This is a genomic window from Aeromonas sp. CU5 (genome assembly GCF_002586745.1).
Lineage (GTDB): Bacteria > Pseudomonadota > Gammaproteobacteria > Enterobacterales > Aeromonadaceae > Aeromonas > Aeromonas sobria.
In genome coordinates this window covers 3528982-3548722 of the sequence record NZ_CP023817.1, presented here as the reverse complement: position 1 = coordinate 3548722, position 19741 = coordinate 3528982, and the positions used below count along the sequence as shown (strand labels likewise).

Annotated in this window: 16 protein-coding genes, 3 tRNA genes and 1 pseudogene; 17 read left to right on the top strand and 3 right to left on the bottom strand. The window is 57.4% G+C overall.

Features of this window, described 5'->3' with window-relative positions; genetic code table 11:
- Positions 1–218 precede the first annotated feature (218 nt).
- The 4 genes from CK911_RS21540 to CK911_RS15880 all read left to right on the top strand — a co-directional run bounded on the left by CK911_RS21540 (position 219) and on the right by CK911_RS15880 (position 4779).
- On the top strand, positions 219–983 hold the full coding sequence (locus CK911_RS21540; protein WP_253860336.1) for a cyclic nucleotide-binding domain-containing protein: 765 nt from the start codon (positions 219–221) through the stop codon (positions 981–983).
- Positions 971–2182: an ATP-binding protein gene (locus CK911_RS21535; protein ID WP_253860335.1), complete on the top strand. Its 1212-nt coding sequence runs from the start codon at positions 971–973 to the stop codon at positions 2180–2182. Before CK911_RS21540 ends, CK911_RS21535 begins: the two co-directional genes overlap by 13 nt.
- Positions 2183–2237: 55 nt before the next feature.
- Complete coding sequence (locus CK911_RS15885) at positions 2238–2735, top strand: response regulator (RefSeq protein ID WP_098971139.1); 498 nt, start codon at positions 2238–2240, stop codon at positions 2733–2735.
- Positions 2736–2802: 67 nt separating this feature from the next.
- Positions 2803–4779: a DNA topoisomerase III gene (locus tag CK911_RS15880; RefSeq protein ID WP_098971137.1), complete on the top strand. Its 1977-nt coding sequence runs from the start codon at positions 2803–2805 to the stop codon at positions 4777–4779.
- 125 nt (positions 4780–4904) lie between these two features.
- On the opposite strand, the pseudogene CK911_RS15875 reads toward CK911_RS15880, so the two are convergent.
- Positions 4905–6259 (bottom strand): annotated as a pseudogene (locus CK911_RS15875) (TrkH family potassium uptake protein).
- The gene (locus CK911_RS15870; RefSeq protein WP_042017933.1) at positions 6256–6909 is read right to left on the bottom strand and encodes a TrkA family potassium uptake protein; all 654 of its coding nucleotides are present in this window, start codon (positions 6907–6909) and stop codon (positions 6256–6258) included. The pseudogene CK911_RS15875 and the gene CK911_RS15870 overlap by 4 nt, the downstream one beginning before the upstream one ends.
- 127 nt (positions 6910–7036) lie before the next feature.
- On the opposite strand from CK911_RS15870, the gene murB reads away from it, so the two are divergent.
- Positions 7037–8074 (top strand): UDP-N-acetylmuramate dehydrogenase, encoded by a 1038-nt coding sequence (gene murB / locus CK911_RS15865; protein ID WP_098971134.1) that lies wholly within the window; start codon positions 7037–7039, stop codon positions 8072–8074.
- Positions 8071–9036 carry a bifunctional biotin--[acetyl-CoA-carboxylase] ligase/biotin operon repressor BirA gene (gene birA, locus CK911_RS15860; RefSeq protein ID WP_098971131.1) on the top strand — a complete coding sequence of 322 codons (966 nt, stop codon included), beginning with the start codon at positions 8071–8073 and terminating at the stop codon, positions 9034–9036. Before murB ends, birA begins: the two co-directional genes overlap by 4 nt.
- An 83-nt stretch (positions 9037–9119) precedes the next feature.
- Here birA and coaA read toward each other — a convergent pair whose 3' ends face one another.
- Entirely contained in the window at positions 9120–10058 is a 939-nt protein-coding gene (gene coaA, locus CK911_RS15855) for a type I pantothenate kinase (protein WP_098971128.1), read from the bottom strand.
- Between the two features lie 263 nt (positions 10059–10321).
- Here coaA and CK911_RS15850 point away from each other — a divergent pair.
- The 11 genes from CK911_RS15850 (at position 10322) to rpoB (ending at position 19695) form a co-directional block, all read left to right on the top strand.
- Positions 10322–10406: transfer RNA gene (locus tag CK911_RS15850), tRNA-Tyr, on the top strand.
- 38 nt (positions 10407–10444) lie between these two features.
- Positions 10445–10519 (top strand) — tRNA-Gly (locus CK911_RS15845).
- Between the two features lie 173 nt (positions 10520–10692).
- Positions 10693–11877 carry an elongation factor Tu gene (gene tuf / locus CK911_RS15840; RefSeq protein WP_068978300.1) on the top strand — a complete coding sequence of 395 codons (1185 nt, stop codon included), beginning with the start codon at positions 10693–10695 and terminating at the stop codon, positions 11875–11877.
- A gap of 53 nt (positions 11878–11930) precedes the next feature.
- Positions 11931–12007 (top strand) — tRNA-Trp (locus CK911_RS15835).
- 60 nt (positions 12008–12067) lie between these two features.
- Positions 12068–12439 carry a preprotein translocase subunit SecE gene (gene secE, locus CK911_RS15830; protein WP_042019322.1) on the top strand — a complete coding sequence of 124 codons (372 nt, stop codon included), beginning with the start codon at positions 12068–12070 and terminating at the stop codon, positions 12437–12439.
- Between the two features lie 9 nt (positions 12440–12448).
- Complete coding sequence (gene nusG / locus CK911_RS15825) at positions 12449–13000, top strand: transcription termination/antitermination protein NusG (RefSeq protein ID WP_042019321.1); 552 nt, start codon at positions 12449–12451, stop codon at positions 12998–13000.
- Between the two features lie 135 nt (positions 13001–13135).
- Positions 13136–13564, top strand: coding sequence for a 50S ribosomal protein L11 (gene rplK / locus CK911_RS15820; RefSeq protein WP_042019319.1), 429 nt, complete (start codon positions 13136–13138; stop codon positions 13562–13564).
- Positions 13565–13568: 4 nt separating this feature from the next.
- On the top strand, positions 13569–14270 hold the full coding sequence (rplA, locus tag CK911_RS15815) for a 50S ribosomal protein L1 (protein ID WP_042019318.1): 702 nt from the start codon (positions 13569–13571) through the stop codon (positions 14268–14270).
- 257 nt (positions 14271–14527) lie between these two features.
- Complete coding sequence (gene rplJ, locus CK911_RS15810) at positions 14528–15028, top strand: 50S ribosomal protein L10 (protein WP_042019317.1); 501 nt, start codon at positions 14528–14530, stop codon at positions 15026–15028.
- 51 nt (positions 15029–15079) lie between these two features.
- Positions 15080–15442, top strand: a complete 363-nt coding sequence (gene rplL, locus CK911_RS15805; RefSeq protein WP_042019315.1) for a 50S ribosomal protein L7/L12 — start codon at positions 15080–15082, stop codon at positions 15440–15442.
- Between the two features lie 224 nt (positions 15443–15666).
- Positions 15667–19695, top strand: coding sequence for a DNA-directed RNA polymerase subunit beta (gene rpoB, locus CK911_RS15800; RefSeq protein WP_082186738.1), 4029 nt, complete (start codon positions 15667–15669; stop codon positions 19693–19695).
- The last annotated feature ends 46 nt before the right edge of the window (positions 19696–19741 follow it).

Genomic DNA, 19741 nt, shown 5'->3' with positions numbered 1-19741 from the left:
AATGACAGGGATAAGGCGTTGACCTCCATCATGGTTTATATTTTTGACTGTCGTCACATTTTGTCTTTTATTTCCATATTGACTAATAACTCGAATTTTATTCAATAAATCGCCGATTGAGCGATTTTTACACTTTCCACGCCAGCTGTTAGCCTCCTCGCAAAACCCCACAAGATTTGTTGATATAGTGAGCAGTGAGCCACAACGGAGTGTCGCTGATGAGCCCTTTCTCGCTGCTGTGTGTCGCCGCCAACGTGCAACTGCTGGCCGAATTCGAACAGGAGCTGGCCCCGCTGCTCGGCCATTTTGCGCTGGTGGTGGTGGTCGGGCAGGAGTCGGCGGAGCTGGCCCTCGACGAGCTGGATCGCAAGGGGCAACCACCCGCCGTGGTGGTGTGTGACAGCGATCTGGGGGATGGGCGAGGGGCCGATTTTCTGATCCGCCTCGGCAACCGTCACGAGGCGTGCCGCAAGATCCTGCTGGGCAGCCAGCCGGAGATGAAATCGATCATCGAGGCGGTCAACCTCGGTCGTCTCGACTACTACCTGCAACGCCCCTGGCGCGATGGCAGCATGCGCCGGGCGGTGATCGAGCAGGCCAGCCACTTTGTGCTGCTTCAGCCCGAGGCTGACCTGCTGAGCTATGCCGCCGTGCTCGATAACCAGAAGCTGCTGCGGGCCCACGTCGATCGCCAGCTGGCGGCCTATCGGCAGGGCTTTATGGATTACACCCGTTGCAGCGATGAAGAGCTGTCGCGGGTGGTGATCGACGGCCTCTATCAGTTTTTCGATGGCAACGACGAGGGGCAGGTCTGCCGCCACTACAGTCCGGGCCATGTGTTGACCCGCGAGGGGGAGCCCAACAGCTTCCTCTGGTTTATCGCCAAGGGGGAGGTGGTGCTGCGCAAGCGGGACGAGCAGGGGATCGATCAGGAGGTGGTGCACTACCGTACCGGCTCGCTGGTGGGGGCATGTCCTTCGTGACTGGCGAACCCGCCTTTACCACCGCAGTGACCCTGACCGGCGCCGAGGTGATCAAGCTCGACAAGCTGCAATTCTCCCGGGTGATGCAGGCGCGCAGCGAACTGCTCCCCTCCTTTACCAATCTGCTGCTGCGCCACTTCAACCGCCGCCTGCAAAACAGCATCCGTACCGAGATGCGGTTGCAACAGACCCTCAACTCCCTCGATGCCGCCCACGCCCAACTGGTGGAGAGCGAGAAGATGGCGATGCTGGGGCAGCTGGTGGCGGGGGTCGCCCACGAGCTGAACAACCCGGTGGCGGCCATTATCCGTGGCAGCAAGACCCTGCGGGCCGCCATCCCCGATCTGGTCAATCTCGAGCTGCCCGCCGCCATCAAGGGGCTGGGTAATCAGACCCTCTGTCAGGCGCTGACCACCCAGCCGGTCTCGACCAGCGAGATCCGTGACAAGACCCGCCAGGCGGAGGGGCGTTTTGGCGATCGTCAGCAGGCGCGGCTGGCGGTGCAGATGAATCTGGATGACGAGCTGAACTGGCAGCGCTGGTTTGCCAGCCGCACCGTCGCCGAACGGGCGGCGCTGCTCTCCCGGCTGGAGCTGTTCCAGCAGACCGGCAGCTTCCTGCGCAATATCGAGGTGTGTGCCCGTCGCATCGGCGATCTGGTCAAGAGCCTCAAGCAGTATGCTCGGCAGGATCGGGCCGAACCCTCGCTGCTGGACCTGCACGAGGGGCTGGAAGATACCCTGATGATTTTCGAAAACCGCCTCAAGCATCATGAGCTCTGCAAGGAGTACCAGCCGCTGCCGCTGGTACGCTGCCACCCCGTTGCCCTGCAGCAGGTGTGGACCAACCTGATCGCCAACAGTCTGGATGCCATGAGCGGCCCGGGGCGGCTCACCATCCGTACCGGATTGCTGGATCCCGAGTGGGCCATGGTGGAGATCGAGGATAGCGGTTGCGGCATCGAGCCCGAGCTGTGGCAGCGGATCTTCGATCTCAACTTTACCACCAAGCGGGAGGGCCATTTCGGCCTCGGCATTGGCCTGAGCGTCTCGCTGCAGATAGTTCAGCAGCACCATGGCCGGATCGAGGTGGCCTCCGAGCCGGGCCGCTACACCCGGATGCGGGTCTGTCTGCCGCTGGACGGCATGGGGCAGGCCAGTTATGGGGGCGATCCTCGCCACAAGGAGCATGCTGCCTGAGCCGTCGCCAGCATCAATCGCGCGGCGTGCCAAACCATGTCGCCAAGGAGGAGCAATGAACAAACACTATCTGATCCTGTGTGTGGACGATGAGCGGGAGGTGCTGGATGCGGTGATCCACGATCTCGCCCCGTTCCGTTCCCACTTCGAGCTGGAGGCTGCCGAGAGCGTCGATGAGGCGCGGGCGGTGGTGGAGGAGTGGGAGAGCGACGGCAACAAGCTTGCGCTGATCCTCTGTGATCACATTATGCCGGGGACCTTGGGGGTCGATTTTCTGGTGGAGCTGAACCAGCGCGCCGCGACCAGAGCCAGCCGCAAGTTGCTGCTGACCGGGCAAGCGGGGCTGGAGGCTACCGTCGAGGCGGTCAATCGCGGCGGGTTGCACTACTACCTTGCCAAGCCGTGGCAGCTGGAGACCCTGCAAGAGGCGGTGCGCGAACAGCTGACCGACTACCTGCTGGCGGAAGATGGCGACAATGCCTTCCACTATGCGCCGCTGCTTAATCAGGTGCGGCTGTTTGCCGCCATCCACGATCACCCGTTCGACCAATAGGAGCAGTTGGGCTTTCGCGGCGGCAGTTGTATACTGTCTACATATACAGTATTGCAGGTAGCCACCGATGCGACTCTTTATCGCCGAGAAGCCCACGCTGGGCCGCGCCATTGCCGATGCCCTGCCCAAGCCCCACAAGAAGGGCGACGGTTTTATCGAAACAGCCCAGGGGGATGTGGTCACCTGGTGTATCGGCCATCTGCTGGAACAGGCTGAGCCCGATGCCTATGACGCCGCCTTCAAGCAGTGGCGGATGGAGCATCTCCCCATCATCCCCGCCCAGTGGCAGCTGGTGGCCAAGCCCAAGACCAAAACCCAGCTCACCGTTATCAAGCGACTGATCAAGCAGGCGGACTGTGTGGTCAACGCCGGTGACCCGGACCGGGAAGGGCAGCTGCTGGTGGACGAGGTGATCGATTTTCTCGGCTATCCGAAAACCAAGCCGGTGCAGCGCTGCCTGATCAGCGATCTCAACCCCCCCGCGGTGCGCCGTGCCCTCGACAAGCTCAGAGACAACAAGGAGTTCGTGCCGCTGGCGGTCTCCGCGTTGGCCCGCAGCCGGGCCGACTGGCTCTATGGCATCAACATGACCCGCGCCTATACCCTGCTCGGGCGCAAGGCCGGTTGCAGCGAGCTGCTCTCGGTCGGCCGGGTGCAGACCCCGCTGCTGGGGCTGGTGGTGCGGCGGGATCTCGAGATCGAGGCCTTCGTGCCCAAACCCTTCTACGAGGTGCTGGCCCACCTGCTGACCGATAGCAACGAGCGCTTCACCGCCAAGTGGCTGCCGTCGGAAGCCTGCTTGCCGTGGCAGGATGAGGAGGGGCGGGTGCTCAACCGGGCGCTGGCCGACAAGGTGGTGAGCCGGATCAACGGCCAGCCGGCTCAGGTCGAATCGGTGGAGGAGCAGGCCCGCAAGCAGGGAGCGCCGCTGCCTTACAACCTCTCCAGCCTGCAGATCGATGCCGCCAAGCGGTTCGGCATGGATGCCAAGCGGGTGCTCGACATCTGCCAGAGCCTCTACGAGCGCCACAAGCTCATCACCTATCCGCGCTCCGACAGCCGCTATCTGCCGACCGACCACTTCAAGCGGGCCGAGCAGGTGCGCGGCGCTATTGCCGCCACGGCGCCCACGCTGGCCAAGGCGGTGGCCGAGGCTGATGGCAAGATCCGCAGCAAGGCGTGGAATGACAGCAAGGTGGATGCTCACCACGCCATCATCCCCACCGAGAAGCAGGGCAACCCCGCCACGCTGGGGGCTGACGAGGCGAAGGTCTATAGCCTGGTAGCCCGCCAGTACCTGCTGCAGTTCTATCCGCCGTTCGAATACAACGACAGCAAGGTACTGCTGCGCATCGCCGGTGGTCTGTTTCAGGCCAAGGCGCGGCGTATTCTCAAGGCGGGCTGGAAGGCACTGCTCGGGGTGGAGGAGGATGACGACGAAGAGAAAGCGGGCACCTTGCCTGCCTTGAAGGAGGGGGAGCAACTGCTGTGCGAGCGGGGCGAGCTGCTGGAGAAGATGACCCAGCCGCCCAAGTCGTTCACTGATGCCACCCTGCTGGCGGCCATGACCGGCATCGCCCGCTATGTGCAGGATCCCGAGATCCGCAAGACCCTGCGCGATACCGACGGTCTTGGCACCGAAGCGACCCGAGCGGGCATTATCGACCTGCTGTTCAGGCGCAGTTTTCTGGTGCGTCAGGGCAAGAGCATCAAGGCGACCCCGACCGGGCGGGCGCTGGTGCAGGCGCTGCCTGCCACGGCCACCACGCCGGATATGACGGCGCTGTGGGAGCAGCACCTCGGCCAGATTGCCGAGCGCCACGGTAGTTACCAGCAGTTTATGGGGCCGCTCACCGAGCAACTCAACGGCCTGATCGAGGGGGCGCGGCAGGACTCCGGCGCCAGCTTCAGCGCCCTGCCCAAGGAGGCGCCGGGTGCCAGCAAGCGGCGCTTTACCAAGCGCAAGAGTCCGGCGAGCAGCGGCGCTGGTGGGGCTCCTCGCAAAAGCACGGGCAAGCGACCCGCCAGAAGCAAGGCGGCCTGACCGTGTGAGGGTGAGTGCTGGCTGATTAGTTGATGAGCTGATCGGCTGATGCGCCGCCAGCTGAAAAAAGAGAGAGGAGCCATAAGCCCCTCTCTCTTTTTATCGCGGTAATGGCATGGCACCACTTAGCCGGTGTAGACGTTCTCTTCCGGATAACGGATGCGGGTCTCGACCGGGCGGGCCAGCATAAAGGCCAGGGTGAGCGGGCCGAGACGGCCGCAGATCATCACCAGCACCAGAATCAGCTTGCCCGGCTCGCTGAGAGAGGCGGTAATGCCGGTCGAGAGGCCAACGGTGGCAAATGCCGAGATGGTCTCGAACATGATTTTGTCGAACGGCAGATCCTCGGTCACCATCAGCAGGAACATCGCCAGCATCAGTACCATGGTGCTGACGATGATGATGGCCAGCGAGCGGGTCACGATCTGGGGCGACAGGGTGCGGCCAAAGGCGGTGACATGGGGCCGCTTGGTCAGAAACGCCTTGGTCGCCAGCAGCACTACCGCGAAGGTGGTCACCTTGATACCACCACCGGTTGAGGTGGCGCCGGCCCCGATAAACATCAGCATCATCAGGAACAACAGGGCCGCCGGGGTCATCAGCCCGATATCTATGGTATTGAAACCGGCGGTACGGGCGCTGGCAGACTGGAAGAAGGCCGCCAGCAGATGGCCACCGATACTGGCGTTGCCGAGGGTGCCCGGGTTGTTGTGTTCCAGCAGCCAGAACATCAGGGTACCGACCAGCAACAGGGCCGGGGTCATCAGCAGCATCAGCTTGCTGTGCAGCTTCAGCTTGCGCCAACTGCGGTTGCGCACCAGATCGACGATGACGGTGAAACCAATCCCCCCAGGATCAGCAGACCGGCGATGGTCAAACTGATGATGGGGTCGTCTCTATAGTCGATGAGATTGTTGGCAAACAGCGAAAAACCGGCGTTGTTGAAGGCCGATACCGCATGGAAGAAGCTGACATAGAGGCCGTGCACCCAGCCCAGCTCCGGCACCCAGCGGATCGCCATGATGCCGGTGCCGATCAGTTGGGCAATAAAGGCGAACAGCACGATGCGTTTGACCAGCTGGATGATATTGACCGAGCCCTCCTGTCCCAGCGCCTCCTTGGCCAGTACCTGCTGGCGCAAGCCGACCCGCTTGCTGAAGATGGCGATCAGCAACAGGGTCATGGTCATCTGACCCAGCCCGCCGATCTCCATCAGCATCAGCAGGAAAATCTGCCCCTGCAGGGTGAAGGCTGTGCCGGTGTCCACCACGCCAAGACCAGTCACGCTGATGGCTGAGGTGGCGGTGAACAGGGCGTTGACGAAGGTGACCTCGCCATTGTGGCTGGAGGGTTGCACCAGAAAGATGGTGCCAACCAGCAGAATGATCAGGAAGCTGCCGAGGATCAGCCGAGCCTCGCTCCAGCGGGAGTCGCGCTCCCGATGAAGGGCAAAGGCGTAGCTGCTGCGCCAGTTGATCATAGGGTTTCGAGCCAGCGGTCGATGGCGTGTTTGTTGCCTGCCAGGATCAGGATGTCACCCAGTTGCAGCGCCATCTTGCCGGTCAGCACGTTGTGCAGCACCTCACCGCGCTTGATGGCGAGCAGTTGGAAGTCGCTCTGCTGCAACAGGTGGAGGTCACCGAGCGCCTTGCCATTTTGCGGCAGGCCGATGACGAACTCGGTCAGCACCATGTCGTGCCCCAGCTCCAGATAGTCGAACAGCCGGTTATCCAGCATGCTCTGGGCGACCCGGCGCCCCATATCCCACTCGGGATTGATCACCTTGTCGGCACCGACTTTCTGCAAAATTTTGGCGTGGAACTTGTCGCGCGCCTTGACCCACACCTTCTTCACCCCCGCTTCCTTCAGAACGAGCGTGGTGAGGATGCTGGTCTCCAGGTTGTCACCGATGGCGACGAAGACGATGTCGAAATTAGCCAGTCCCAGCTCGGCAACGGTTGCCTCGTCGGTGGCATCCGCCACGATCACATGGTTGCAGAGGGCGGCGATTTGCCGGGTTTTGCTCTCGTCGATGTCGATAGCCAACACTTCGGCATCCTGCCGCTGCAGCTCTTCGCATAGCGCACTGCCAAACAGACCCAGGCCGATGACGGCAAACTGGTTGTTCATGAGTTCATCCTCAATAGTTGAAGCGGTCTACTCTAACCCACTGTTATTCGCGAGAAAAGATCTCGGGTTTTTCGTCACCGACCAACTTGAGGTAGACTGCGCCCTTGCACCAAGCCGGGATAGACTGATGAAACTGAATGCCAACGCCTCCTTGTTGAAGCTCAACACCCTTGCCCTCGATGCGCACTGCCTCTGGCTGGCCGAGGTGGAGCAGGTTACCGATCTGGTTACCCTGCGTAGCGATCCCGAGCGGAGTCTGCTCCCCCGTCTGAATCTTGGTGGTGGCAGCAATGTGCTCTTCACCAGCGATTTTCTCGGCCTGGTGGTGCTCAACCGACTCAAGGGAATTGCAGCTGAAGATTGTGGCGATCACTGGTTGCTTCATGTGGCGGCGGGGGAGGATTGGCATCAGCTGGTGCGCCATAGCTTGCAGCAGGGCTGGTATGGGCTGGAGAATCTGGCGCTTATTCCCGGTACGGTCGGTGCGGCGCCGGTGCAGAACATCGGTGCCTACGGGGTCGAGCTGGCTGACTTCTGCACCTATGTCGAGGCATTCAACTGGCATAGTGGCGAGGTCGAGCGGATCGCTGCGGCAGAGTGCCGTTTCGGTTATCGCGATAGCATCTTCAAGCATGAATATCAGGATTCCCACCTGATCACCGCCGTCGGGTTCAAGCTGCCCAAGGCGTGGCAGCCGGTGTTGGGCTATGGCCCGCTGGCGGCACTTGGTGACTCTCCTTCGGCCCAGGCCATCTTCGATACCGTCTGTGCCACCCGCATGGCCAAGCTGCCGGATCCCGCGGTGCTCGGCAACGCTGGCAGTTTCTTCAAAAATCCGCTGGTGCCCGCCGCGCTGGCGGAGAATCTCAAGTCGCGCTACCCGCAGATGCCCTGCTATCCGGCGAGCGAGGGGCAGGCCAAGCTGGCCGCTGGCTGGCTCATCGATCAGTGCGGTCTGAAAGGGTTCGCTATCGGCCGCGCCGCTGTTCATCAGGAGCAGGCACTGGTGCTGGTCAATCTGGGGGGCGCCAGTGCCATGGAGCTGATCGCGCTGGCGGCTCATGTCCGCGATAGTGTGGAACAGAAGTTCGGCGTGGTGCTGGAGCACGAGGTGCGCTTTATGGGGCCACAGGGCGAAACCTGGCTCGATGAGGTGCTCTCATGACCTTGACCCCCATCAGGCAGACCCTGATTACCTTGCTCAGCGACGGTCAGTTTCACTCCGGTGAGCAGCTGGGCGAGCAACTTGGTATCAGTCGGGCGGCAGTGAGCAAGCACATGGCGGCGCTCAAGGAGCTTGGGCTGGATCTGTTCAGTCTGACCGGCAAGGGCTACCGGCTGGCGGTGCCGATGGCACTCTATGAGCAGGGGACATTACAGGCGCTGGCCCCCATGGCGCCGGTGCACTGCTTCCCGGTGATCGACTCTACTAACCAGTATTTGCTGGAACGGGTAAGCCGGTTGCAATCCGGCGAGAGCTGCCTGGCCGAGTGCCAGACCGCCGGTCGTGGTCGTCGTGGCAAGCCATGGGTCTCCCCCTTTGGTTGCCAGCTGATCCTTAGCATGTACTGGCGCTTGGAGCAGGGAATGGCGGCGGCCATGGGGCTGAGTCTGGCGGTCGGGGTGGCTGTGGTTCAGGCATTGGAATCCCTTGGTTATCAAGGTGTCGAGCTCAAATGGCCGAACGACCTCTATTATCAGGGGCGCAAGCTGGCCGGTATATTGGTGGAGATGAGCGGCAGTGCTGGTGCCAGCTGTCATCTGGTGATTGGGATTGGCCTCAATCTGGCGATGCCAGCCCGCGAGGGGGAGAAAATCGATCAGGTCTGGTCCGAGCTACGTCATATTCAGTCGGAACTGGTGGGCCGCAATCAGCTTGCTGCCCGAATGCTCTGCTACCTGCAGCAAGCCTTGGTGGACTTCGAGCAACACGGGTTGTCGCACTTTGTCGAGGACTGGAACCGGCTCGATCACTTTGCCGGTCGCCCGGTGCGTCTGTTGATGGGGGATCAGGAGATCCGCGGCATCGCCCGTGGCATCGACGATCGCGGTGCCCTGCGGCTCGAGACAGAGGAGGGGATCAAGTTCTATCTGGGGGGGGAGATTTCCCTGCGCCGGGGCGACTGACCGTTATTGAGGCGGTTTGATGATGGCAAATGTCGAAGAGGGGGCCTGCGGGCCCCCTCTTCGTTATCCGGTAAACGCTGTCATCATTTGCGCAGTTTGATCTGCTCGATGGCGTGCTCTTGTCCCTTGGTCAGGATCAGGTTGGCACGCTCGCGGGTTGGCAGGATATTTTCCTGCAAGTTCAGATGGTTGATATCTTTCCAGAGGTTGTTGGCGATCTGGGTTGCCTCGCTTTCGGCCAGCTTGGCATAGTGATGAAAGTAAGAGTCGGGATCCGAGAAGGCGCCGCTGCGGAACTTGAGGAATCGCTCGATATACCAGGTGCGCAGCAGTTCGGCTTCTGCATCGACATAGATGGAGAAGTCGACAAAATCTGACACAAAGACCCGATGGGGCTCTTGTGGATAATCCATGCCACTTTGCAGCACGTTCAACCCCTCCAGGATCAGGATATCCGGCTGCTCCACCACCTTCTTCTCATCGGGAATGATGTCGTAGATCAGGTGAGAGTAAACCGGCGCCTCGACCTTCTCGTGACCGGCGCGCAGGTCGGTGACAAACTCCACCAGATGACGGATGTCATAGGACTCCGGGAACCCCTTGCGGCGCATCAGGCCGCGTGCTTCCAGCACCTTGTTGGGGTAGAGGAAGCCGTCGGTGGTCACCAGCTCCACCCTTGGATGCTCCGGCCAGCGCTCCAGCAGCGCCTGCAAGATGCGGGCTGTGGTGCTTTTGCCCCCCGCCACGCTGCCGGCAATGCTGATGATATAGGTGCCCTTGCCACGGGACTGGCCGAGGAACTGCTCCAGCACCCGACTGCGGCGCTGTTTGGCTTTGACATAGAGATTGAGCAGGCGGGAGAGGGGCAGGTAGATCTCTTCCACTTCCCGCAATGACACCTTCTCGTTGATCCCGCGCAGGGTCTGCAGATCGTGTTCGGTCAGGGTCAGGGGAACCGAATCGCGCAATAACGCCCATTGTTCACGGGTAAATTGCAGATAGGGGTTATGCTCTTTCGTCATGGTGTCATCACTGTTTCTTGGGCACGGCGACCATACACCAAGGGGGGGGGGGCGACAAGGGACGTGGCAGGATTGGCGGGGTTGCCGCCATTTTTTTGTTATTTTCCCGGCAATAAAGCATATTTTGCCCAGCTCAGTGGTTGCATCCCCCAAATCCTTACAATAAAATGCGCGACGCTTGAATGTCTGTCGTCTATTTGCCCTGCAAAAGCGATAAAAACAACGGGTGCAAGCAGAATTACCGTTGTGACAATCTGGCATCTGGAGGGGTTCCCGAGCGGCCAAAGGGATCAGACTGTAAATCTGACGGCTCTGCCTTCGAAGGTTCGAATCCTTCTCCCTCCACCATATTTCTCTGCGGTTTGAGTTCTTTGGGTTAGAGAAATGCGGGCATCGTATAATGGCTATTACCTCAGCCTTCCAAGCTGATGATGCGGGTTCGATTCCCGCTGCCCGCTCCAAGATGCTGATATGGCTCAAACGATATCATTGACCACGCCTTCGGGTTGAGGTCGGCAGTTGAATCTGCCTGTCAGCTCCAGTCTCTCTTCCCCACCAGATTCAAACCCATCTTATCAACTGTTCTGTGGTTAGCTTGCCACCGCGTACTCAGCGTTAGTTTAGAGGGACGATCATGTCTAAAGAAAAATTTGAGCGTAACAAACCGCACGTAAACGTGGGTACCATCGGCCACGTTGACCACGGTAAAACCACCCTGACTGCAGCTATCACCAGCGTACTGGCCAAGGCCTACGGTGGTAAAGCTTTCGCCTTCGACCAGATCGACAAGGCACCGGAAGAGCGTGAGCGTGGTATCACCATCAACACCTCCCACGTAGAATACGACACCCCGATCCGCCACTACGCACACGTAGATTGCCCGGGCCACGCCGACTATGTTAAGAACATGATCACCGGTGCTGCCCAGATGGACGGCGCAATTCTGGTAGTAGCAGCGACTGACGGCCCGATGCCGCAGACTCGTGAGCACATCCTGCTGGGTCGCCAGGTTGGTATCCCGTACATGATCGTGTTCATGAACAAGTGCGACATGGTAGATGACGAAGAGCTGCTCGAACTGGTTGAGATGGAAGTTCGTGAACTGCTGACCGAATATGACTTCCCGGGTGATGACCTGCCGGTAGTTCGTGGTTCCGCGCTGAAAGCGCTGGAAGGCGAAGCGCAGTGGGAAGAGAAGATCATCGAGCTGGCTGGCCACCTGGATACCTACATTCCTGAGCCGGAGCGTGCAATTGACCTGCCGTTCCTGATGCCAATCGAAGACGTATTCTCTATCGCTGGCCGCGGTACTGTAGTTACCGGTCGTGTAGAGCGCGGTATCGTTAAAGTAGGTGAGTCTGTAGAAATCGTTGGTATCAAAGATACCGTGACTACTACCTGTACCGGTGTAGAAATGTTCCGTAAGCTGCTGGACGAAGGTCGTGCAGGCGAGAACGTTGGTGCACTGCTGCGTGGCGTGAAGCGTGAAGACGTAGAGCGTGGTCAGGTACTGGCCAAGCCGGGCTCAATCAAGCCGCACACCAAGTTTGAATCTGAAGTGTACGTACTGTCCAAAGAAGAAGGTGGTCGTCATACTCCGTTCTTCAAGGGCTACCGTCCGCAGTTCTACTTCCGTACAACCGACGTGACCGGTACCATCGAACTGCCGGAAGGCGTAGAGATGGTAATGCCAGGCGACAACATCAAAATGGTTGTTACCCTGATTGCGCCGATCGCGATGGACGACGGCCTGCGTTTCGCTATCCGTGAAGGTGGCCGTACCGTAGGTGCTGGTGTTGTAGCTAGCGTAATCGCCTAATCTTTGGCTTACATAAATAAAGCAAAGCCCCTATAATAGGGGCTTTCTTATGTAGGGGTGTAGTTCGAATTGGTAGAACAGCGGTCTCCAAAACCGATGGTTGCGGGTTCGAGTCCTGCCACCCCTGCCATATACCTCGTCTCGTACGGGGCTTTTGTGTCTTAGGTTACGTCAGATACAGGTGGGTTGTATGAGTGTTAGTTCTGAGAGCCAGGGCGGAAGCAAGGATACCCTGCTGTGGGGCCTGGTTTTCATTATCCTGGCGGCCGCTGTAGTGGGTAATTACCTGCTCAACGATGTCATCGCTGCCGTCCGCGCCCTGGGTGTGGTCGTTGTCATTGCTGCTGCTGGTGCAGTAGCCCTGCAAACCACCAAGGGAAAGAACACACTGGCATTTGCCCGTGAGTCTCGCCTGGAAGTCCGCAAGGTCGTATGGCCAACCCGTCAGGAAGCCATTCAGACAACCCTGATTGTGCTGGCGGTGACCGCCGTGATGGGTTTGTTGCTGTTCGTACTGGACGGTGCCTTGGTATGGTTGGTCAACCTGATTACCGGTGTGTAAGGATAAGCCATGACTGAACAACGTGAACAACGTATGAGATGGTATGTCGTGCAGGCATTCTCCGGCTATGAAGGCCGTGTAGCTAAATCCCTGCGTGAGCATATCAAGATGCATGGCATGGAAGACATGTTCGGTGAAGTACTGGTCCCGACTGAAGAAGTGGTCGAGATGCGTGCTGGCCAGAAGCGCAAGAGTGAGCGCAAATTTTTCCCGGGTTATGTCCTGGTCCAGATGTTGATGGATGAAACCACATGGCACCTGGTGCGTAATGTACCCCGTGTAATGGGCTTCATTGGCGGTACTTCTGACCGTCCAGCGCCGATCTCTGATAAAGAGGCCGATGCTATCCTCAACCGTCTGCAGGATGCCCAAGACAAGCCGCGTCCGAAAACCCTGTTTGAACCGGGTGAAATGGTGCGGGTTGCCGATGGTCCGTTTGCTGACTTCAACGGTACCGTTGAAGAGGTGGATTATGAGAAGAGCCGCGTGAAGGTCTCTGTACTGATCTTCGGTCGTTCTACTCCTGTTGAGCTGGATTTTGGTCAGGTCGAAAAGGGCTGATTGAATTTCGTACGTTCAACTGTTGTCAGGGGCAGCGAATATCTCTATAATTCGCTGCCCCTTTATTTAGTTGGGGAGCCGTTTGCAGGAGCATGTCTCCGAGGCGCTAGAACCCATATCTGAGGTATTTTTCTAATGGCTAAGAAAGTCACAGCTTATATCAAGCTGCAAGTTAAGGCTGGCAGTGCTAACCCCAGCCCTCCCGTTGGTCCTGCTCTGGGTCAGCACGGTGTGAACATCATGGAATTCTGTAAGGCGTTTAACGCTCGTACAGAGAAGCTGGAAAAAGGTTCACCGACTCCGGTCGTGATCACCGTTTACAGCGACCGTTCCTTCACCTTCGAAACCAAGACTCCTCCAGCGTCCTTCCTGCTGAAGAAAGTTGCCGGTATCAAGTCTGGTTCTGCCAAGCCGAACAAAGACAAGGTTGGTAAGGTGACCGTAGCCCAGCTGCAAGAAATCGCCAAGACCAAAGAGCCGGATATGACCGGTGCCGATCTGGATGCAAAAGTACGTTGCATCGCAGGCTCCGCTCGTTCCATGGGTCTGGTAGTGGAGGATTAAGACAATGGCAAAACTTTCCAAGCGTATGCGCGTTATTCGCGAAAAAGTTGACGGTACCAAAGAGTACTCCATCAACGAAGCCATTGCCCTGCTGAAAGAACTGGCTACTGCCAAGTTCGTTGAAAGCGTTGACGTTGCTGTCAACCTGGGTATCGACGCTCGTAAATCTGACCAGAACGTACGTGGTGCTACTGTACTGCCGCACGGTACCGGTCGTGATGTACGCGTTGCCGTATTTACCCAAGGCGCAAACGCCGAAGCTGCTAAAGCAGCCGGTGCTGAGCTGGTAGGTATGGAAGACCTGGCCGATCTGGTCAAGAAAGGCGAGATGAACTTCGACGTCGTTATCGCATCCCCGGATGCCATGCGTGTTGTTGGTCAACTGGGTCAGATCCTGGGCCCGCGCGGCCTGATGCCGAACCCGAAAGTTGGTACTGTAACTCCTAACGTTGCTGAAGCAGTCAAGAACGCTAAAGCGGGTCAGGTTCGTTACCGTAATGACAAGAATGGTATCATCCATACCACTCTGGGTAAGGTTTCTTTCAACGAAAGTCAGCTGAAAGAAAACTTGGAAGCTCTGCTGGTTGCCCTGAAAAAAGGCAAACCTTCTTCCGCCAAAGGTGTATTCATCAAGAAAGTCAGCATCTCCACCACCATGGGTGCCGGTGTTGCTGTAGATCAAGCGACTCTGGAAGCTAAGATCTAATTGATGGATTTTACAAGGCGCAAAATTTAATCTATAATTTTGCGCCTTGATTGGTTGGGGGTTTCGACCTCCGTCCAAGACCGCAGGTGGCGTTAAACGCCTTAATTTTTCCTGCGTAGACGGTGCCGGAAACCCAGCGAGAAAGATTCTTTCTCTTCTGGAATCCTGCTACCGCATCGTTCCCCTCTGTTGTAAAGGTAGGGGGGATGTGTCAGTACTGAGTCATGAGACTCAGATTCAATCCAGGAGTTATGCCAATGGCATTGGGACTCGAAGACAAAAAGGCAATTGTTGCTGAAGTCAACGAAGCTGCCAAAGGCGCTCTGTCTGCAGTAATCGCCGATACTCGCGGTGTTACTGTTGATAAGATGACCGTCCTGCGTAAAACCGCTCGCGAAGCCGGTGTGTACATGCGCGTAGTGCGTAACACCCTGCTGCGTCGTGCAGTTGAAGGCACCGATTACGCGTGCCTGAACGACGTATTGACTGGTCCTACCTTGATTGCATTCTCTAACGAACACCCGGGCGCTGCTGCTCGTCTGTTCAAAGATTTTGCCAAAGCGAACCCTAAGTTCGAAATCAAGGCTGGCGCTTTTAACGGTGAGTTTATCGCCGCAGCACAAATTGATCGTCTGGCCACGCTGCCGACCTACAACGAAGCAATTGCGAAGTTGATGGCGACTATGAAAGAAGCCTCTGCTGGCAAGCTGGTTCGTACCATCGCTGCTGTGCGTGATCAGAAACAAGCTGCTGCTTGATTCTCGCCTATTTAGGCTGTTTGAGTTTATTCAACATCAGGAATTTTTGTCATGTCTATCACTAAAGACCAAATCATCGAAGCCGTTGCTTCCATGTCTGTAATGGAAGTTGTTGAGCTGATCGAAGCTATGGAAGAGAAGTTCGGTGTTTCTGCCGCTGTTGCTGTTGCTGCCGGTCCGGCTGCTGAAGCAGTAGAAGAGAAGACCGAGTTCGACGTAGTACTGACCGCTGCTGGCGCCAACAAAGTTGCCGTTATCAAAGCTGTACGTGCTGCCACCGGCCTGGGCCTGAAAGAAGCCAAGGACCTGGTAGAAGCTGCACCGACCAACCTGAAAGAAGCCATCTCCAAAGATGAAGCTGAAGCTCTGAAGAAGCAGCTTGAAGAAGCTGGTGCTTCTGTTGAGATCAAATAATCTGCATTTATGTAGATTAGCCTGATAAAACAGGCTAGGGCTGGTGAATATTTGTTCACCAGCCTTTTTGCGCTGTAGACTGAGAGCATTTCACACCGTTTACGACTCTCGGTGCACCAGCAATCCGGACCGTTTCCATTCGTCCGGGTCAACACAAAACGGTGTTGAGACAGAGCTGTCCCGCGGGACAGAGTGGGTCACTTATCAGCGAGCTGAGGAACCCTATGGTTTACTCTTATACCGAAAAAAAACGCATTCGTAAGGACTTCGGTAAGCGAGACCAGGTACTGGACACGCCTTATCTGTTGTCCATCCAGCTGGACTCCTTCAAGCAGTTCATCGAGGCCGACCCGGAAGGTGAATATGGCCTAGAGGCCGCTTTCCGAAGCGTTTTCCCGATCACCAGTTACTCCGGTAGTGCTGAGCTTCAATACGTCAGCTATCGCCTGGGTGAGCCGGTATTTGACGTAAAAGAATGCCAGATCCGTGGAGTGACCTACTCCGCGCCGCTGCGTGTCAAGCTTCGTATGGTTCTATACGACCGAGAAGCAGCTGCCGGCACCGTCAAAGACATCAAGGAACAAGAAGTGTACATGGGCGAAATTCCGCTCATGACCGAGAACGGCACCTTTGTTATCAATGGTACCGAACGGGTAATCGTCTCCCAGCTGCACCGCAGCCCGGGCGTCTTCTTCGACCACGATAAAGGCAAAACTCATTCATCCGGTAAGGTACTGTATAACGCCCGCGTTATTCCCTACCGTGGTTCCTGGCTGGACTTCGAGTTCGATGCAAAAGACAACCTGTTTGTCCGTATCGACCGTCGTCGTAAATTGCCAGCATCCATTATGTTGCGCGCCCTGGATTTCACTTCCGAACAGATCCTGGCCACCTTCTTCGAGACCATCGGTTTTGAAGTAAAAGATGGCAAGTTGATGATGGATTTGGTGCCTGAGCGTTTGCGTGGCGAAACAGCGACCTTTGACATCGTGGCCAATGGCGCCGTGGTGGTTGAGACCGGTCGTCGTGTCACTGCGCGCCACATTCGTCAGTTGGAAAAAGATGCCGTTACCCAGATTGAGGTACCGGTTGAGTATGTTGTTGGCAAAGTTGCAGCCAAGGACTACGCACATCCGCAAACTGGTGATGTGGTCGCGACCGCTAACCAGGCGTTGAGCCTGGAAGCAATTGCTAACCTTTCCCAAGCCGGCTTCAAGCACTTCGAGGTTCTGTTCACCAACGAACTGGATCACGGTGCTTATATCTCCGAGACCCTGCGTGTCGACTCCAGCTCCAACCGTTTGGAAGCGCTGGTCGAAATCTATCGCATGATGCGTCCAGGTGAGCCGCCGACGCGTGAAGCAGCAGAACAGCTGTTCGAAAACCTGTTCTTCTCTCCTGAGCGTTACGACCTGTCTACCGTAGGTCGGATGAAGTTCAACCGCCGTCTGGGTCGTGAAGTCGAGACTGGCGTTGGCGTTCTGACCAAAGACGACATCGTCGAAGTCATGAAGCGTCTGATCGACATCCGTAACGGTAACGATGAAGTGGACGATATCGACCACTTGGGTAACCGTCGTATCCGTTCTGTCGGTGAAATGGCTGAAAACCAGTTCCGTGTCGGTTTGGTGCGTGTCGAGCGTGCGGTCAAGGAGCGTCTCTCCTTGGGCGACCTGGACACCCTGATGCCGCAGGATCTGATCAACGCCAAGCCGATCTCCGCCGCAGTCAAAGAGTTCTTTGGTTCCAGCCAGCTGTCCCAGTTTATGGACCAGAACAACCCGCTCTCCGAAGTGACCCACAAGCGCCGTATTTCTGCGCTGGGCCCGGGCGGTTTGACTCGTGAGCGTGCCGGCTTTGAAGTCCGAGACGTACACCCGACCCACTACGGTCGTCTGTGCCCTATCGAGACTCCTGAAGGTCCGAACATCGGTCTGATCAACTCTCTGTCCGTGTACTCTCGTACCAACGAGTATGGTTTCCTCGAGACGCCGTACCGTAAGGTCATTGACGGTGTGATCACCGACGAAGTGGACTACCTGTCTGCTATTGAAGAAGGCAAGTACGTGATCGCCCAGGCTAACGCCGCGACCACCGAAGATGGCCGTCTGAAAGATGAATTGATCCCGTGCCGTCACAAAGGTGAATCCACCTTTATGAATGCCGACCAGATCCAGTATATGGACGTGAGCCCGCAGCAGATCGTATCTGTGGCAGCTGCTCTGATCCCGTTCCTGGAACACGATGACGCCAACCGCGCATTGATGGGTTCAAACATGCAACGTCAGGCTGTACCGACTCTGCGCGCTGACAAGCCGCTGGTAGGTACTGGTATGGAACGCGCTGTGGCCGTTGACTCCGGGGTAACCGTAGTAGCCAAGCGTGGCGGCGTAATCGACTACGTCGATGCCTCCCGTATCGTCCTGAAGGTCAATGAAGATGAGCTGATGCCTGGCGAAGCCGGTATCGACATCTACAGCCTGACCAAATATACCCGTTCTAACCAGAACACCTGTATCAACCAGCGTCCTTGCGTGATGTTGGGTGAGCCGGTGATGGCTGGTGACGTGCTGGCTGACGGTCCGTCCACCGACCTAGGTGAACTGGCGCTGGGCCAGAACATGCGCGTCGCGTTCATGCCGTGGAACGGTTACAACTTCGAAGACTCGATCCTGGTGAATGAGCGTGTTGTTCAGGAAGATCGCCTGACCACCATCCATATCCAGGAGCTGGCCTGTATCTCCCGTGACACCAAGCTGGGTCCGGAAGAGATCACTGCCGACATCCCGAACGTGGGTGAAGCCGCACTGTCCAAGCTGGACGAGTCCGGTATCGTCTACGTGGGTGCCGAAGTGAAGGGTGGCGACATTCTGGTTGGTAAGGTTACACCGAAAGGTGAAACCCAGCTGACGCCGGAAGAGAAGCTGCTGCGCGCCATCTTCGGTGAGAAGGCCTCCGATGTGAAGGACTCCTCCCTGCGTGTGCCGAACGGTGTGTACGGTACCGTAGTTGACGTGCAAGTCTTTACCCGCGATGGCGTGGAAAAAGACAAGCGCGCCAAAGAAATCGAAGAGATGCAGCTGAAGGAAGCGAAGAAGGACTTGACCGAAGAGTTCAAGATCCTGGAAGACGGCATTTTCGGCCGCTCCCGCAACCTGCTGCTGGCCGCCGGTTACAGCGAAGATCGTCTGAACAAGCTTGATCGCTCCAAGTGGTTTGAACTGGCCATCGAAGATGAAGGCAAGCAGACCGAACTGGAACAGATCGCTGAACAGCACATCGAGCTGAAAGCTGATTTCGACAAGAAGTTCGAGAACAAGCGTCGCAAGATTATCCAGGGTGATGATCTGGCGCCGGGCGTACTGAAAATCGTCAAAGTTTATCTGGCAGTCAAGCGTCGCATCCAGCCGGGTGACAAGATGGCAGGCCGTCACGGTAACAAGGGTGTTATCTCCAAGATCTGCCCGGTCGAGGATATGCCCCATGACGAGTTTGGCCGTCCGGTAGACATCGTACTGAACCCGCTGGGTGTACCATCCCGTATGAACATCGGTCAGATCCTCGAAGTGCACCTGGGCCTTGCGGCCAAGGGTATCGGCGAGAAGATTGACCGCATGATCAAAGAGCAGCGCGAGCTGCACGAGATGCGCAACTTCCTGCAGCAGGTCTATGACCTGGGCGAGAAGGACACCAAGCAAGTCGATATCGCTGAACTGTCTGATCACGACGTACGTGTGTTGATGGGTAACCTGCGTAATGGTCTGCCAGTTGCTACACCGGTGTTTGATGGTGCCAAAGAGCGCGAAATCAAAGCACTGCTGAAGCTGGCTGATCTGCCGGAATCCGGTCAGATTGACCTGTTCGATGGCCGTACTGGTAACCGCTTCGAGCGTAAAGTAACCGTTGGTTACATGTACATGCTGAAGTTGAACCACTTGGTTGACGACAAGATGCACGCGCGTTCTACCGGTTCTTACAGCCTGGTTACCCAGCAGCCGCTGGGTGGTAAGGCACAGTTCGGTGGTCAGCGTTTCGGTGAGATGGAAGTGTGGGCCCTGGAGGCTTACGGTGCGGCATATACCCTGCAGGAAATGCTGACCGTCAAGTCTGACGATGTGAATGGCCGTACCAAGATGTATAAGAACATCGTGGATGGCGACCACCGTATGGAGCCGGGCATGCCCGAATCTTTCAACGTATTGTTGAAGGAAATCCGCTCTCTGGGTATCAACATCGAGCTGGACGAAGAGTAAGAGCTCGCTCTTATTGTTCGAGAATTGACGTGGGCGCCCCGCTGCT